The organism is Halorubrum ejinorense (genome assembly GCF_039522565.1).
Lineage (GTDB): Archaea > Halobacteriota > Halobacteria > Halobacteriales > Haloferacaceae > Halorubrum > Halorubrum ejinorense.
This window is the reverse complement of sequence record NZ_BAAADQ010000015.1, coordinates 272,840-288,640: the sequence shown is the minus strand read 5'-3', so window position 1 is coordinate 288,640 and position 15,801 is coordinate 272,840. Positions and strand designations below refer to the sequence as shown.

At 71.1% G+C, this 15,801-nt stretch carries 15 protein-coding genes; 12 read left to right on the top strand and 3 right to left on the bottom strand.

All coding sequences use genetic code 11. The annotated features are described in order from the left end of the window. The first annotated feature begins 133 nt into the window (after positions 1-133). Positions 134-1,267, top strand: a complete 1,134-nt coding sequence (locus ABDZ89_RS14755) for a Gfo/Idh/MocA family protein (protein ID WP_343780363.1) — start codon at positions 134-136, stop codon at positions 1,265-1,267. 57 nt (positions 1,268-1,324) lie between these two features. Here ABDZ89_RS14755 and ABDZ89_RS14750 read toward each other — a convergent pair whose 3' ends face one another. Continuing rightward, positions 1,325-1,792, bottom strand: a complete 468-nt coding sequence (locus ABDZ89_RS14750) for a type IV pilin domain-containing protein (protein WP_343780362.1) — start codon at positions 1,790-1,792, stop codon at positions 1,325-1,327. Between the two features lie 148 nt (positions 1,793-1,940). Here ABDZ89_RS14750 and ABDZ89_RS14745 point away from each other — a divergent pair, with 148 nt between their 5' ends. From ABDZ89_RS14745 to ABDZ89_RS14735, 3 genes are all read left to right on the top strand, one after another. Next, positions 1,941-2,552, top strand: a complete 612-nt coding sequence (locus tag ABDZ89_RS14745; protein ID WP_343780361.1) for a YIP1 family protein — start codon at positions 1,941-1,943, stop codon at positions 2,550-2,552. A gap of 74 nt (positions 2,553-2,626) precedes the next feature. Next, positions 2,627-4,837 (top strand): DHH family phosphoesterase, encoded by a 2,211-nt coding sequence (locus tag ABDZ89_RS14740; protein WP_343780360.1) that lies wholly within the window; start codon positions 2,627-2,629, stop codon positions 4,835-4,837. 152 nt (positions 4,838-4,989) lie between these two features. Then, positions 4,990-5,571 (top strand): DoxX family protein, encoded by a 582-nt coding sequence (locus ABDZ89_RS14735; RefSeq protein WP_343780359.1) that lies wholly within the window; start codon positions 4,990-4,992, stop codon positions 5,569-5,571. Between the two features lie 81 nt (positions 5,572-5,652). Here ABDZ89_RS14735 and fer read toward each other — a convergent pair whose 3' ends face one another. Further along, the gene (fer, locus tag ABDZ89_RS14730) at positions 5,653-6,312 is read right to left on the bottom strand and encodes a ferredoxin Fer (RefSeq protein WP_343780358.1); all 660 of its coding nucleotides are present in this window, start codon (positions 6,310-6,312) and stop codon (positions 5,653-5,655) included. 139 nt (positions 6,313-6,451) lie between these two features. Between fer and fen the strand changes: the two genes are divergently transcribed. From fen to gcvPB, 4 genes are all read left to right on the top strand, one after another. After that, positions 6,452-7,429: a flap endonuclease-1 gene (fen, locus tag ABDZ89_RS14725; RefSeq protein ID WP_343780357.1), complete on the top strand. Its 978-nt coding sequence runs from the start codon at positions 6,452-6,454 to the stop codon at positions 7,427-7,429. Positions 7,430-7,708: 279 nt separating this feature from the next. Next, positions 7,709-8,089, top strand: coding sequence for a glycine cleavage system protein GcvH (gene gcvH, locus ABDZ89_RS14720; protein ID WP_343780356.1), 381 nt, complete (start codon positions 7,709-7,711; stop codon positions 8,087-8,089). 145 nt (positions 8,090-8,234) lie between these two features. Further along, on the top strand, positions 8,235-9,563 hold the full coding sequence (gene gcvPA, locus ABDZ89_RS14715; RefSeq protein WP_343780354.1) for an aminomethyl-transferring glycine dehydrogenase subunit GcvPA: 1,329 nt from the start codon (positions 8,235-8,237) through the stop codon (positions 9,561-9,563). Beyond that, positions 9,564-10,994: an aminomethyl-transferring glycine dehydrogenase subunit GcvPB gene (gene gcvPB, locus ABDZ89_RS14710; protein ID WP_343780353.1), complete on the top strand. Its 1,431-nt coding sequence runs from the start codon at positions 9,564-9,566 to the stop codon at positions 10,992-10,994. Positions 10,995-11,087: 93 nt separating this feature from the next. Here gcvPB and ABDZ89_RS14705 read toward each other — a convergent pair whose 3' ends face one another. Then, complete coding sequence (locus tag ABDZ89_RS14705) at positions 11,088-11,867, bottom strand: helix-turn-helix domain-containing protein (RefSeq protein ID WP_343780352.1); 780 nt, start codon at positions 11,865-11,867, stop codon at positions 11,088-11,090. A gap of 225 nt (positions 11,868-12,092) precedes the next feature. On the opposite strand from ABDZ89_RS14705, the gene ABDZ89_RS14700 reads away from it, so the two are divergent. The 4 genes from ABDZ89_RS14700 to ABDZ89_RS14685 all read left to right on the top strand — a co-directional run bounded on the left by ABDZ89_RS14700 (position 12,093) and on the right by ABDZ89_RS14685 (position 15,658). After that, the gene (locus tag ABDZ89_RS14700; RefSeq protein ID WP_343780350.1) at positions 12,093-13,325 is read left to right on the top strand and encodes a threonine synthase; all 1,233 of its coding nucleotides are present in this window, start codon (positions 12,093-12,095) and stop codon (positions 13,323-13,325) included. A gap of 59 nt (positions 13,326-13,384) precedes the next feature. Then, complete coding sequence (locus ABDZ89_RS14695; protein ID WP_343780349.1) at positions 13,385-14,308, top strand: decarboxylating 6-phosphogluconate dehydrogenase; 924 nt, start codon at positions 13,385-13,387, stop codon at positions 14,306-14,308. 134 nt (positions 14,309-14,442) lie between these two features. Continuing rightward, positions 14,443-15,231 carry a helix-turn-helix transcriptional regulator gene (locus tag ABDZ89_RS14690; protein ID WP_343780348.1) on the top strand — a complete coding sequence of 263 codons (789 nt, stop codon included), beginning with the start codon at positions 14,443-14,445 and terminating at the stop codon, positions 15,229-15,231. 82 nt (positions 15,232-15,313) lie between these two features. Then, positions 15,314-15,658 carry a DUF5802 family protein gene (locus ABDZ89_RS14685; RefSeq protein ID WP_343780526.1) on the top strand — a complete coding sequence of 115 codons (345 nt, stop codon included), beginning with the start codon at positions 15,314-15,316 and terminating at the stop codon, positions 15,656-15,658. Positions 15,659-15,801 lie beyond the last annotated feature (143 nt).

The window sequence follows — 15,801 nt, the reverse complement described above, 5'->3', positions numbered from 1 at the left end:
GGACGACGCGCTCGGCAGAGGAACGCGGACGACGCGCTCGGCAGAGGAACGCGGACGACGCGCTCGGCAGAGGAACGCGGACGACGCGCATCGAGCGGAGCGAGGCGGGCGACCACCGCGGAGTTGATCCACGATGACTACTGAACCACTGAAGGTCGGCGTACTGGGGTATCGATTCATGGGCAAGGCGCACGCGAACGCGCTGGCGCGGCTTCCGATGTTCTTCCCGGAGGCTCCCGCGGTCGAACGCCACACGCTCGTCGGTCGCGACGAGGCGGCCCTCGCGGACGCGGCCGACCGGTTCGGCTTCGCGCACACCGCGACCGACTGGGAGGCGGCGATAGACGAGGTTGACGTCTTCTACAACCTCGGACCGAACCACGTCCACGCGGAGCCGTCGATCGCGGCCCTCGAGTCCGGGGTGCCCGTGCTCTGCGAGAAGCCGCTCGCGCCGACGGTAGAGGAGGCGGCGGCGATGCGCGACGCGGCGGCCGCGACGGGCGTGACCGCCGGCACCGCGTTCAACTACCGGTTCGTCCCCGCGATCCGCCACGCGAAGCGGCTGATCGACGAGGGCGAACTCGGCGAGGTCCGGCAGGTCCGCGGGCGGTACCTCCAGGACTGGCTCGTCGACCCGGAGGCGCCGTGGGCGTGGCGCATGGACGCCGACATGGCGGGCTCGGGCGCGCTCGGCGACCTCGGCGCGCACACGATCGATCTCGTGAACTTCCTCGTCGGCGACGAAGCCGGCGGGATCGAGCGCGTCTCGGGCCAGCTGACGACGTTCGTCGACGAGCGACCGGTGTACGACGACGACGGGAGCGTCGACGAGTACCGCGACGTGACGGTCGACGACGCCTACAGCGCGCAGGTCGCCTACGAGTCGGGCGCGACGGGCAGCTTCGAGGCCAGCCGCGTCGCCGAGGGGCACAAGAACGACCACACGATCGCGGTCCACGGCACCGAGGGCAGCGTGCGGTTCTCCTTGGAACGGCTCAACGAACTTGAGGTGATCCGCGGCGGGAACCGCGGCTACGAGACGGTGCTGGTCACGGACGAGACAGATCCGTACGGCGACCGCTGGTGGCCCCCCGGCCACGTGATCGGATGGGAACACACGTTCGTCCACGAGAGCTACGAGTTCCTTTCGGCGGTCGCCGAGGGGAACTCGTTCGAGCCGTCGTTCGCGGACGGCTACGACGTCCAGACGGTGCTCGCGGCGATCGAGCGGTCGGACGAGCGCGGCGAGTGGGTCGCCGTCGAGTAGTAAGCGGAGACGGAACTCCGCCCCCGCACTCGGTGTCGCGCCCGCCGGGATCCGGCGTCAGACGCCGACGCCGCCGCCCGGCGTCCCGCCGCCGTTCTCCTCGCTCCACTCCTGGATCGCGGAGTCCTCGCCGTCGTAACTGCCGAGGGTCTCGCGCGTGTCGAAGGCGACGGGCTCCCAGACGACCTCGAAGTTCTCGTTCCCGGTGGCGTTGGGGACGGTCACCCGGTCGCCCGGTTGGACGACGCCGTCGCCGGGCCACGCGCCGAACTGGACGTTCCCGTCCGGGTCCTCGCCGCGGACGTACAGCTCCTCCGCCGGGACCGGCTCCGGACCCATCGCGACGACGACGAGTTCGCCGTTCTCCTGTTGCCCCTCGAACTCGGCGTCGGGCGGGGCGACGCCGTCGATGAGCCCGAACACCGCCGCGCCGACGAGCGCGAGCAGCAGCACGACGATCCCGACGAGCAGCCCCGTCCCCGCGAGGGGGGTGAACCCGCGGTCGTCGTTCCGAAACCCAGCCATTCGACCGTCACTCAGACGAGGGCGGTATAAGCGTTTACGCGCCGCGTATCAGCGCTGATAAGCTTGGCAACCGGATCTGACCGGAACCCGCGGACCGAACCGGAAACGGGTTATTCCGCGCGACCGAACGCCAACCGTGACGTCTCCGATGAGCGAGTCGGCGGGCGGACGGCCCCGCGGACTGCGGGGCATCGCTCGCACGTGGGTCGAGACGCTCGTCCGGCCGCGACGGGCGTTCGCGAACGGGATCACGCCCGGCGATCAGGCGCCGGCGCTGACGTTCGCGGTCGCGGTCGCGGCCGCGTTCACCCTCGGACTGATCGCGTCGGACCCCGGAGCGGTCCCCGCCGTCGTCCCCTCCTCGCGGGCGCTTTCCGGATTCGTGGTCTTCCTCGTCGTGGTCGCGTTGGGAGCGCCGGTCGGACTCCACCTGACCGCCGCGGTCGCGACCGTCTCGGTCGTGGTCGCGAGCCTGACGATCGTCGACGGGGGCGTCTCCCTGCGCGAGCGGGGCGGCGTGAGCGAGACCGTACAGGTGGTGGCGTACGCCAGTTCGCCGATGGCGCTGGCGGGGGTGCCGATCCCCGAACTCAGAGTCGCCTGCGGCGCGTACGCCGCGGTGCTGTTGATCGTCGGGTTCCGCGCGGTTCACGGGCTCGGGCCGGTCCGAACGGTCGTCGCCGCCCTCCCGCCGGCCGTGCTCGGCTACGGCGTGGGCTATCGAGTCGTGGCGTCGGTGCGGACGCTCCTCGGCGCCTGACGCGTCGCCCGGTCGCGTCGGCCCCAGCCGGCTTTCGACAACCGTTTTAGGCCCGAGACTCTCGGTGTATTCAAATGGGATCCTGTATCATTTGTGGCACCGACGTCGGGGGCGGTCGCGTCTGCGACTCGCACCAGGAAGACGTCGTGTTCGATTTCCGCGGAAACTCCCCGGACGGTCTGGTTCCGAGCCGGTTCTATCGGGGCGTCGTCGACGGATACGCCGAGTTCGGCGTGTTCATCGATCTCGCGCCGGGCGTGACCGGACTCCTCCACCGTTCCGAGCTCGACCGGCGACTCGACAGCCTCGACTGGGAGCCGGGCGACGAGGTGTTCGTCCAGGTTAAGGGCGTCCGCGACAACGGGAACATCGACCTCGCGTGGTCGATCCGACAGAACGACCGCGAGTTCCGCGGCGTCCTCGTCCAGGAGGGCGACGGCGAACGCCTCCCCGACGAGGGGCCGGACGACGGAGACGAGACCGAACAGTCGAGCGGCGACGCCGAGACGGGAGCGTCGGACGACCGCGGCGAACCCGACGCGGAGTCGGGGTCAAGCGCCGACGATGACGCCGGCGCGGAGTCCGAAGACGTCGACGACGCGAGTCGCGAGGCCGGCGACGAGGCGGAAGACGACGGCGGCTTCGCTGACGACGAGTCCGGAGTCGAGGACGACGAGTCCGAAGACGCCGGGGCCGAAGCGGTCGAACCGGTAGGGGCGTCCGACGACGAGAGCGAGTCGACCGACGACGAGCCGGACACGGAGGCCGACTCCGACGAGGAACCCGAGCGCGTCCCGATAGCGACGCTCGGGGACGTCATCGGCGAGTCGACCCGCATCGACGGCGAGGTCGTCGGCGTCCGTCAGACCGGCGGCCCGACGGTGTTCGAGGTCAGCGACGAGACGGGCGTGGTCGACGTGGCCGCGTTCGTCGAGCCCGGCGTCCGGGCGTACCCCGACGTCGAGGTCGGCGACGCGGTGCGCGTCGACGGCGAGGTCGAGAGCCACCGCGGCGACGTTCAGGTCGAGTCCGAGGCGCTCGTGCTCCTCGACGGCGAGGAGGCCGAGGCGGTCCGCCGCCGTCTCGCCGAGGCGCTCACCGACGAGGCGCGCCCCGAGGGCCTCCAGCCGCTGGCCGGCGACGAGACGGTCGCCGAACTCGCCGACGGGCTCCTCGACGCGGCCGAGGCCGTCCGCCGCGCGGTCCTCGAGTCGCGACCGATCGTCGTCCGCCACCCGGCGACCGCCGACGGCTACGTCGCTGGCGCCGCGGTCGAGCGCGCCGTCCTCCCGCTGATCCGCGACGAGCACGCGAAGAGCGACGCCGAGTACCACTACTTCACCCGCCGCCCGCTCGACGAGCCGGTGTACGGGATGGACGCGGCCACGAACGACGCGACCCGCATGCTTCAGGACCGCGACCGTCACGACGAGAAGCTCCCGCTGTTCCTCCTCGTCGGCGCCGGTTCGACGACCGAGTCCGCCGACGGCATCGACCTCCTGTCGGTGTACGGGGTCGACGCGGTCGTCGTCGACGCCGCGGTCGCCGACCCCGAGACGCGCGACGCGGTCGACACGCTCGTCTCGCCGGAGCTCGAAGACGTCGGCGGCGACGAGACGCTCTCGACCGGCGCGCTCGTCGCGTCGCTCGCCTCGGCGATCAACGACGAGATCCGCGCCGACCTCCGGCATCTGCCCGCGGTGAGCTACTGGGCGGACGCGCCCGAGCGGTACGTCAACCTCGCACGCGACGCGGGCTACGACGCCGAGCGCGTCGCTGAGCTCCGCGAGGCGGTCGCGCTGGAGGCCTACTACCAGTCGTATCAGGACAAACGCGAACTGATCGCCGACCTGCTGTTCTCCGACGGCGGCAACCTCGCCGCCCACGTCTCCGAGCAGTTCCGCGAGAAGCTCGAGACGGAGATCGAGACCGCGGACGCGAACGTCGTGACCGAGGCGGTCGACGGCGTCGAGTTCGCGCTGCTCGACACCGACGGCTACACCCACCGGTACGACTTCCCGCCGACGCCGCTGCTCCTCGATGACCTCCACCGACGGCGCGCCGACGGCGAGCCGTTCGCGACGGTCGGCGTCGGCACCGACGAGCTGTACGTCCGCACGACGGCGGACGTCTCCGTCCGCGACGTGGCCGAGCGCGCGGCCGAGCTCGCGCCGAAGGCGGACGTCGCCACCGCCGGCGTCCGCGAGGGGAAAATCGAGTTCCTCTCCGGCGAGCGCGACGCGGTCGAGGACGCCGTCGTCGCGGCCGTCGCCGAGTCGTTCTGACCGGGGCGGCCGAGCCGTCCGCTCTCGGCGGGGACGCTGCGCCGAATATGCGCCGCGGTTTTTTGTCACTCCGTATTCAGAACTCTCAGGCATCGGACCGGCCGGTAGATTATTGCTGGTGTGTGAAACTTCCTCACGTGAGGTGTTACACCATGGCAACACAACCGTCGGAACGGACGCTTCGCGCGGACCTGCTCGGCCGCAACGTGGACTTCAACTACTCGGAGACATGGCTGGCGTACTCGATGCTCGGACTCCGGGTCGTGATGGCGTGGGTGTTCCTCCAAGCGGGACTGGCGAAGCTGTTCGAGGGCGGCCTCGCCGACCCGCTCGCGTGGAGCTCGGTCGGGTTCCTCCAGAACGCCATCGCCGACGCCAATCCGCTTCAGGGGCTGTTCCTCTTTTTCGCGGACTACGCGGCGATAATCGACCCGATGGTGGTGTTCGGACAGATCCTGATCGGGCTGGCGCTGCTGTTCGGCGTCCTCTTCAGGTTCGCCGCGCTGATGGGGGCGATCATGATGTCGATGTTCTGGACCGCCGCGTGGCAGGGCGGACTCATGGACGGCTTCCCGGTCGCGCACGGCTACTTCGTCGACAGCTCGCTCGTGTACATGCTGATCCTGTTCGGCCTCGGCGCGTGGGGCGCCGGCCGGATCGTCGGGATCGACCGGGCGTTAGAGGAGACGGAGCTGGTCAAGAACGCCCCGGCGCTCCGGTACCTGCTGGGGTGACGGGACCGACGCCGCACGCGGCGGGCCTCCGACGACGGGCGGGCGCCCGATAGGCGCGTTTTTTTGCCGAGCGACTGCCGGTCAGCGACGCGTGAACGGGCCGGGCGGGAGGATGAGGTCGTCGAGCTCCGGTCGCTGTTTCACGTTGAACACCACCGACAGCTCGTCGCTCAGCGGGTAGCCGTTGCAGGAGAGCCGGAACCCCCGTTCGGCCAAGTCCTCGGGCATGATGTGGTCGGTCGGCTGCGAGAGCTTCCCGTCTGCGAGGTACACCGCGCAGTTCGCGCAGGCGCCGCCGCGACACGAGAAGGGCCAGCCGAAGCCGCTCCGCTCGGCCGCCTCCAGCAGGCTCTCGTCGGGGTGGACCAGCAGGCGGCCGTGAGAGTCGGGGTCGAGGTCGGCGTGTGCGGCCTTCCGGAACAGGTCGTCGTCGTCGAGCGACCAGCCGTAGTCGACGACCGCCTCGTAGTCGAGGAACTCGACGCGGGTCGACTTCGGCTCGCGCGCGCCGTCGCCCCCCTCCGTGAGGTCGACGTCCGCGGGGTCGACCGCGTCGTCGTCCCCGTCGCCGTTCCGGTCGCGGTCCGACAGCTCGCGGTAGGCGCGACGCACGAGCTGGAACTCCTCGATCGAACCGCCCTGGTCCGGGTGTGCGCGCTTGACGCGCTCGCGGTAGGCCCGTTCGATCGCCTCGTCGTCGGCGTCCTCGTCGACGTCTAACACCTCGAACGGGGAGACCATCCAACGTCAGCCCGTAGGCGGGTGACGCACATAAACTGCCCAGAAGTCGGCAGGCGCGTGAGCGGCGGGGGAACCCCCGAACCGCCGACCGTCACCCGACCGGTCAGTGTTTAATACCGGCGCGCCCCACCGATCGGTAATGGGAAACGCCGACCTGCGCGACTTGGCGTCGCTCCGGGACGTCCCCTTCGCGGAGATAGAGGGGAGCGTCGTCGCCGTCGACGCGCACAACTGGCTGTACCGCTACCTCACGACGACGGTCAAGTGGACGGCGGACGAGAAGTACACCACGGCCGACGGCGTCGAGGTCGCGAACCTGATAGGCGTCGTCCAGGGGCTCCCGAAGTTCTTCGAACACGACCTGATCCCCGTGATGGTGTTCGACGGCGCGGTCACGGACCTGAAGGCCGACGAGATCGCGGACCGGCGGGAGAAGCGCGAGGCGGCCGAGGAGCGACAGGCGGCGGCCGAGGAGCGCGGCGACGCGGTCGAGGCCGCGCGGCTGGAGGCCCGCACGCAGCGGCTCACCGACACGATCCAGGAGACGACCAGAGAGCTGCTCCGGCTGCTCGACGTGCCGGTCGTCGAGGCGCCGGCCGAGGGGGAAGCGCAGTGCGCGCACATGGCCGCGACCGGGAGCGTCGACCACGCCGGCAGCGAGGACTACGACACCCTCCTGTTCGGCGCGCCGACCACGCTCCGGCAGCTGACGAGCAAGGGCGACCCGGAGCTGATGGACCTGGCGGCGACGCTGGAGGACCTCGGTCTCGACCGACAGGGGCTCGTCGACGTCGCGATGCTCTGTGGCACCGACTTCAACGAGGGCGTCCGCGGCGTGGGCCCGAAGACGGCGGTGACGGCGGTCAGGGAACACGGCGACCTGTGGGGCGTCCTCGACGCGCGCGACGCCGAGATCCCGAACGCCGAGGCGATCCGCGAGCTGTTCATGAACCCCCCGGCCGAGGACGTGACGGTGGACACGGACGTGAACCCGGATGTCGAGGCCGCACGGGAGTACGTCGTCGACGAGTGGGGCGTCGCCGCCGACGAGGTCGAGCGCGGGTTCGAGCGCATCAGGGAGTCGCAGGTCCAGGCCGGACTCGACCGCTGGACCTGAACGCAGAGCGAGCGACCGGAGTGGCAGTCGGGGACGGACGTAGCGGACCTCGGCGTACGGCTGCGACCGAACTCGGCGAGCGGGCGCTCAGCGGACGCGACCGCCGCGAACACACCTTTTATTTCCTCGTCGTCAGAAGGGTGACGTACACGTGTCGCGGACTGTCTCTCGACCGCAGGCGTCGCCCGGAACCGGTCGGCAGACCGGGTTCGACGCCGATTCCGGCGGCGCGGCGCTCCCGCGGGCCGGGCCCCGGACCGACCGCGACTCTCCTCACCAATGAGCTTCGAAGTTCCCGACGACAGACGGTACCTGGAATCGCACGAATGGGCGACGACCGGCGACACGGTTCGGATCGGCGTCTCCGACTTCGCGCAGGACGAACTCGGCGACGTCGTGTTCGTCGAACTCCCCGAGGTCGGCGACGAGGTCGCCGCCGGCGAGGCGTTCGGCGTCGTCGAGTCTATCAAGGCCGTTTCGGACCTGTACGCGCCCGTTTCCGGCGAGGTCGTCGCCGTCAACGAGGAGCTGTTCGACCGACCGGAACTCGTCAACGAGGACCCGTACGGCGACGGGTGGATGCTCGAAGTCGCTCCCGACGAGGACGGCGACGCAGACGGGCTGCTCGACGCCGACGAGTACGACGACCAGATCGCTTGATCCCCCCGGGCGCCGCCGGGAACGGGACTGAAACCCCGGACGAAACACCCACCCGACACACGACCATGACCACGCCACCTTCCGACTCCACCTCACCGTTGGACCGACGAGCCACGAACCATCGCGGACAGGGAGAGACGCACCGATGAGCCGAGCGAACGGCACTCCGTACGCGCCACACACGGCGGAGGAGACCGCCGAGATGCTGGCGGAAATCGGCGTCGACGACGAGGCGGCCCTGTTCGACATCCCGGAGTCGGTCGCCTTCGACGGCGATTTCGGCATCGAACCGCGGACGGAACGCGAGATCCGCGACGAGTGCGCCCGAATCTTGAACCGCAGCGACGACCTCGTGGAGTTCCTCGGCCGCGGACACTACGGCCACTACGTCCCGAGCGTCGTCGACCACCTCGCCGACCGCGCGGAGTTCCTCACGAGCTACACGCAGTACCAGCCGGAGGTGTCACAGGGGTTCCTCCAGGCGCTCTTCGAGTACCAGTCGATGCTGGTCGAGCTGACCGGCCTCGACGTGGCGAACTGCTCGATGTACGACGCCGCGACCGCCCTCGGCGAGGCCGCGACCCTCGCGGACCGCGTTCGGTCCACGTCGGGCGACGTGGTCTTGGTCCCCGAACAGCTCCGCGAGGGGAAACGCGCGGTGCTTTCGAACTACTGCGCGGGCGCGGACATGACCGTCGAGACCTACCCCATGACGGACGGCACCGCCGACGTCGACGCGCTCGCCGAGCGCGCCGGCGACGACGTGGTGATGGTGTACGCGGAGAGTCCGACCGTCCGCGGCTGTATCGAGGAGCGGCTCGCCGCGATCGGTGACGTGGCCGACGAGGCGGACGCGCTGTTCACGCTCGGCTCCGACGTGGTCGCGCTGTCGGTGCTGGAGTCCCCCGAGCGCGTCGGCGCCGACGTGGTCGTCGGCGAGGCCGGCTCGCTCGGGCTTCCGACCGCGTACGGCATGGGACTGGGGCTGTTCGCCTGCCGCGGCGACTTCCTGCGACAGGTCCCCGGGCGGCTCGTCGGGGCGAGCGAGGACGCGAACGGCAGCCGTGCGTACACGCTGACGCTCCAGACCCGCGAACAGCACATCCGCAAGGAACGGGCCACCTCGAACATCTGTACGAACCAGGCGTGGGTCGCGCTCCGGGCGGCCATCCACGCGGCGACGCTCGGGCCCGACGGGCTCGTCGACCTCGCGAACGACTGCGTCCGCGAGGCCGAGGCGCTGGCGGCGCGGATCGGCGAGCTGTCCGGCGCGGCCGCCCCCGTCCACGACCGCCACCACTTCCGGGAGTTCGTCGTGCGGGTCGACCAGCCGGCCGGCGCGGTCGCCGAAGACCTGGAGGCGGAAGGCTTCGCGGTCCACGCGCTCGACGACCACATGATTCAGGTGTGCGTCACCGACCTCACCGCCGGGCGGACGGACGGACTCGTCTCGGCCTTCGCGGAGGTGCTCTGAATGATCCACGACCAAGCGAACTACGAGCGAGAGGGCGAGCAGGTCCGGGAGCCGCTGCTCTCGGAGAAGGGCCAGGAGACGGTCGACGTGCGCGAGGAGTCCCCGCTGCCGGACGACCTGACCCGCGAGGAGCTGACGCTGCCGAACCCCTCCGAGCCGGAGACGGCGCGTCACTACACCCGGCTCTCGCAGATGAACTGGGCGATAGACGCCGGGCCGTACCCGCTCGGGAGCTGTACGATGAAGTACAACCCCAAGTTCACCGAGGACGTCGCGGCCGACCCGAACGCGGCGATCCACCCGGACCGCTCCGAGCGCTCGGCACAGGGAGTCTTGGAGCTCCAGTACCGGCTTCAGGAGGCCCTCGCGGACATCGGCGGGATGGACGCCGTCACGCTTCAGCCCCCGGCGGGCGCCGCCGGTGAGCTGACGGGCATCCTCGTCGCGAAGGCGTACCACGAACACCACGGCAACGACCGCTCGGAGGTCGTGATCCCGGCGTCGGCCCACGGGACGAACTTCGCGACCGCCGCGACCGCCGGCTACGACGTGGTCGAACTCCCCTCCGGCGAGGACGGGCGCGTCGACCTGGAGGCGCTCGAGGCGGCCGTCGGCGACGACACCGCCGCCCTAATGCTCACGAACCCGAACACGGTCGGGCTCTTCGAGCGCGACATCACCGAGATCGCCGACATCGTCCACGACGCCGGCGGGCTGCTCTACTACGACGGCGCGAACCTCAACGCGCTGCTCGGCCGGGGGCGCCCCGGCGACATGGGGTTCGACGTGATGCACTACAACGTCCACAAGACGTTCGCGACGCCCCACGGCGGCGGCGGCCCGGGCGCCGGCCCGGTCGGCGTCGTCGACGAACTGGCCCCGTTCCTCCCGACGCCGAGGGTGCGCGAGGCCGAGGAGGGGTCGGGGTACGAGCGCTTCGAGCCCGACGACACGATCGGGAAGGTCCACGGCTTCGCCGGGAACTGGCTCGTGTTGATCAAGGCGTACGCGTACGTCGCCCGGCTCGGGGACGAGGGGCTGGCGGACGCGGCCGCGAAGGCCGTCCTCAACGCGAACTACCTCGCCGAGCGGATCGACCTCGACGTGCCATTCGGCCCGTTCCACCACGAGTTCGCGGCGACCGCCGGCGACCGCGACGCCGCCGACGTGGCCAAGCGGATGCTGGACTTCGGCGTCCACCCGCCGACGACGAAGTGGCCGGAGATGGTGCCGGAGGCGATGCTGACGGAGCCGACCGAGATCGAAGGGAAGTCGTCGCTCGACGACCTCGCGGAGGCGTTCAACCTCGCGTACGCCGACACCGACGAGGCGCTCGACTCGGCGCCGAACCGGACCGCCGCCGCGCGGATCGATCAGGTCGGCGCCGCGCGGAACCCGCGCCTCTCGTGGCAGGCGCTCGAGGAGGAGTAACCGCGGTTCGGCGCGGGCGAGCGCACGAGGGCCCGAGCGGGCCGAACGGTAGCGGACGCCGAGCGGCCGACTAGATCTTCTCGAACCGGCGCGTCAGGGCTCGGTCGCCGCCGACCGGACCGGCTCCTCGCGGTCGCGGTCGGCGGCCTCGAACTCGCGGCCGTCGAGGGGGGTCGCCCCGGACGCGGCGGCGCCCTCGCCGGCCGGAGCGGCCGCGTCCTCCCGCGCGGCGGCGAACGGTCCCGCGCCGTCGACGAACCGGCGCATCACGCGTCCCTCGGCGCGGTGGAGCGTCTCGCTACAGGTCGACTTCGCGATGTCGTTCGCCTCGGCCAGCTCCGTGAGCGTACACCGGCGGGGGGTGTCGTAGTAGCCGGCGCGGACCGCATCGAAGACGAGTTCGCGCTGCGCCTCGGTGAGTGTCCGGTCCGAGTCGGCGTCCCCGGTCGCGGTGACGCCGACCGTCATTCCGTCGCCCGCGAGCCGTCGTCCGAACGCCTCGATCCGCTCTTTGTCGCCGACGACGGAGACGGCTGCGCGCCCGTCGGCGACCTCGACCGTCGACTCGACGGGGAGGCCGACCGCCCGCGCCGCCGAGAGGTACGCGGGGGCCCGCCCGATCACCCGGAGCGTGCGGACGTCGCCGCGGCGCTCGACCGTCGTGACGCGCTCGACGCGGTCGTGGTCGCGGAGCGCGGCCTCGACGCGATCCCGTTCGGTCCCGGCGACGCGGACGGTCGCGACGGCCTCCCGATCGCCGTCGTCGAGCGCTATCGTCTCTGTGACTCGGAGCGCCGCCGGCGGGACCGCCCGCGAGACGTCGCCGAGCCACGACCCGGCGGGGAGGTCCAGCCGCAGTTCGGTCCGGCTCATCGCCGCCACCCCGACGCTCCCGACGAATCGGTCGCCCCGGCGTTCGGTAGTGTGCGCATCTCCGGTCAGCGTACGCTCCCCACCCCCCTCGTCGTATCGCTTCATACGTTTCGATCGTAAGTACCGGCGCCTCGGATCGCGCGGTCCGCTGTCGGGCGACCACCGGGGACCGGTCGCTCCGCCGCGACCACAGGACGGAAGTTTCCGGCGCGAGAGCGGAACCCCATGCAGACGACAGACGCGTTCATCGGGCTGACCTGCGTCGACTGCGAGGAGACGTTCGACGCGGAGACGGCGACACACCGGTGTCCCGACTGCGGCGGCATCCTCGATCCGGCGTACGACTACGACCGGGTCGACCTGACGCCGGAGGCGCTCGACGCCCGGCCCGACGGGTCGATGTGGCGGTACGCCGAGCTGCTCCCCTTCCCCGCCGAGACCGCGGTGTCGCTGGGCGAGGGCGCGACGCCGCTCGTCGAGTGTCCGGCGCTGGCGGACGCGATGGGCGTCGGCCGCGTCCTCCTGAAAGACGAGGGCGCGAACCCCACGGGGACGTTCAAGGACCGCGGGCAGGCGGCCGCGATGACGGCCGCGCGCGAGCACGGCGCCTCGGAGGTGGCGCTGAACAGCGCCGGCAACGCGGGGCAGGCGGCCGCGGCGTACGCGGCGCGCGCGGACTTGGACGCACACGTGTTCCTCCCGTCGCGGGCGGGGTTCACGCAGAAGGCGATGACGGAGGTTCACGGCGCGGACCTGACCGTGACCGACCCGATAGACGGGAACTCACAGATCGGCGACGCGGGGGCGGCGTACGCGGAGGCGATGGAGGAACACCCCGACTGGTACTCGACGAAGACGTTCGTCACCCCCTACCGCCACGAGGGCAAGAAGACGATGGCGCTGGAGCTGTTGGCGCAACTCGACTGGAACCCGCCGGACGCGGTCGTCTACCCGACCGGCGGCGGCGTCGGGCTCGTGGGGATGCACAAGGCCGCCCGAGAGGCCCGGAAGCTGGGGTGGACCGACGAATTGGTCCCGATGTACGCCGCGCAGGCCGCGGGCTGTGCGCCCGTCGTCGACGCCTACGAGTCGGGCGCGGACGAGCACGTGCCGCTGGACGACGACGCGGTCGACACGGCCTGTAACGGGATCGCGATCCCGGACCCCGGCGCGAGCACGCTCATCCTCGACGCGATCCGCGAGTCCGACGGCGGGGCGGTGGCGACGACGGACCGCGAGATCTTCGACGCCGCCATCGAGGTGGCGCGCGCCGAGGGCCTGGAGACGGGCGCGACCTGCGCCGCCGCCGCCTCCGGCGCGTTCGAGTTGGCGGAGCGGGGCGAGTTCGGCCCCGACGACACCGTCGTCCTGTTGAACACCGGCGCGGGCAACAAGGACGTGGACGCGCTGCGGGCGCACCTCGGGGAGCGCGAGGCCGAGTCGGAGGCTGCGGAGTAGCGGCCGGGACCGGCGGTCGAACCGGAACCACTACGGCGGGCGGTCGCCACCCCTCGCGCATGGAACTCGGGGTCATCGGACTCGGGCGGATGGGACAGATCGTCGCGAACCGGTCGCTGGAGGCGGGCCACGACGTGGTCGCGTTCGACCTCTCCGCGGAGGCGACCGCGGAGGCGGCGGAGCGGGGCGCGGAGCCGGCGGACTCCGTGACGGATCTCTGCGACCGGCTGGACGGGTCGGGTGAGGAGGACGGCGACGGCAAGCGGATCTGGCTGATGGTACCGGCGGGCGACGCCGTCGACGCCACCCTCGCGGACCTCGAACCAAACCTCGACGCCGAGGACGTGGTCGTCGACGGCGGGAACTCCCACTTCGAGGCGTCGACCCGCCGCGCCGAGGAGACCGACGCGGCCTACCTCGACTGCGGCACGTCCGGCGGCCCGGCGAGCGCCGAGGCCGGCTTCTCGCTGATGGTCGGCGGTCCGGCGTGGGCCTACGAGGCGATGGTCCCGGTGTTCGACGCGGTGGCGACCGGGCCGGACGGCCACGACCGAATGGGCGAGTCGGGCGCGGGCCACTACGTGAAGATGGTCCACAACGGCGTCGAGTACGCGCTGATGCAGGCGTACGGCGAGGGGTTCGAACTGCTCGCCGACGGGCGGTACGACCTCGACATGGAGTCGGTCGCGCGCACCTGGAACAACGGCGCCGTGATCCGGTCGTGGCTCCTCGAGCTCTGCGAGGAGGCGTTCCGCGAGGAGGGCTCGGACCTCGGCGACGTGGCCGACCACGTGGCCGGCGGGTCCACGGGGACGTGGACCGTCGAGGAGGCGCTCGAACAGGAGGTGCCCGTTCCGATCATCTACCAGGCGCTCGCCGAGCGGTTCGACTCCCGGAACGAGGGGCGCTTCTCGCGGCGGCTCGCCAATCGGCTGCGGTACGGGTTCGGTCGCCACGAGGTCGCGCGGCGCGACGACGCGTAGCCCGGCCGGCGGCCGTGCCGACGCAGAGCCAGCCCGCCGGGGCGCCGACGGCATCGGTGCGGTCGCACCCGTGTGCGGCGAGACCTCTTCGCTTAGCGACACGTATTACTGACGACAGACACACGTATTCACTCGTGCTCGACCTCGCCTTCGCGCGCCGACAGTACCTCGTCCGGCTCTCAGACGGTCCCGCACAGCTCCGGGACCTCGTCGACGAGTTCGAGCACTCGAGGTCGACGGTCAACCGCGCGATCCGGGCCCTCGAGGAGGGCGGACTCGTCGAGCGCAGGACGGACGGCTACGAGACCACGTACGCCGGCCGCGTCCTCTTGGACACCGTCGACGAGGCGTTCGCGGTCGCGGAGACGGTCGAGGCGTCGGACGGCGTCCTCAACGAACTCCCGTCGTCGCCGCGGAACCACCGGTTCTTCGCGGACGCCGAGGTGGTGACGATAGCCGAGACGTCGCCGGCGGCGGTGCTGTCCCGGCTCCGCCGCGTCGCCGAGGCGGCCGACCGGTTCCGCGGGGCCTCGATCGCCGCCAACGACGAGCAGTTCGTCTCGACGCTGTACCACCGCACCGTCGTCGAGGAGTCGCTGGAGCTGTCGTTCGTCCTGACGGAGCCGGTCGCGGATTACCTGGCCGTAGAGAGCCCCGAGCGAGCGCGCTCCGTCGTCGAGGCCGGGGTCGACGTGCGAATCGTTCCCGACCTCCCGTTCGCGTGGTACCTGAGCACCGTCGACGGTCGGACGACGGCGTACCTCGCGATCCACGGCGACAGGGGCAACTTCCTCGGGTACGCCGCCAACGACGACCCGGACGCCGTGGAGTGGCTCGCCGACCTGTTCGAGGCCCAGCGCGACCGCGGGACATCGCTGGCGGCGTACTACCGGTCGAACGACGGCGACGCGCTCGGACTGTAACGGGCGCCCGGGCCGAATCTCAGCGCGCGTGAGCCGCGGGAAACGCTTATGTACTACTATGGCAGAGATTACCACGCATAGAATGTTCGAGCGATTCTCGAGCGGCTACTACCTGGGGGAACTGTACGTGGAACCCCACGGCGGCGAGCGCGCCGTCATCCGGCGGGCGGACCACGAACACGTCAACGAACAGCTGTACGCGGACGGCGAGGGCGTCGAGCGACTCGACGCCCCGCTCGTCATGAAAGTCGGCGGCGGCCACATCCCGGTCGCCGGCGACGACGACGTCCCGAGCGGGACGCTCGCGATTCCGCAGGAACTCGCCGACGAGACGCTCCCGGACCGAAAGAACGTCCTCCTGGCGGACGCGGACCGCGCCGAGACGCTGCTGCGTTGGGAGGGGTGGGAGCCGTTCGTGAACGCGTAGGACGCCGCCGCGTGTCTGAGGGAGTCGCGAACGGCGAAGGCCGCGGCGGTAGCGCCCGGAGACCGATAGGGGCGGGCCCGCGCGTCGAGTCGAACTGCGCGTGAGACCGACTGGCATAGCGACCGCGTATGCGGGAAATGGTT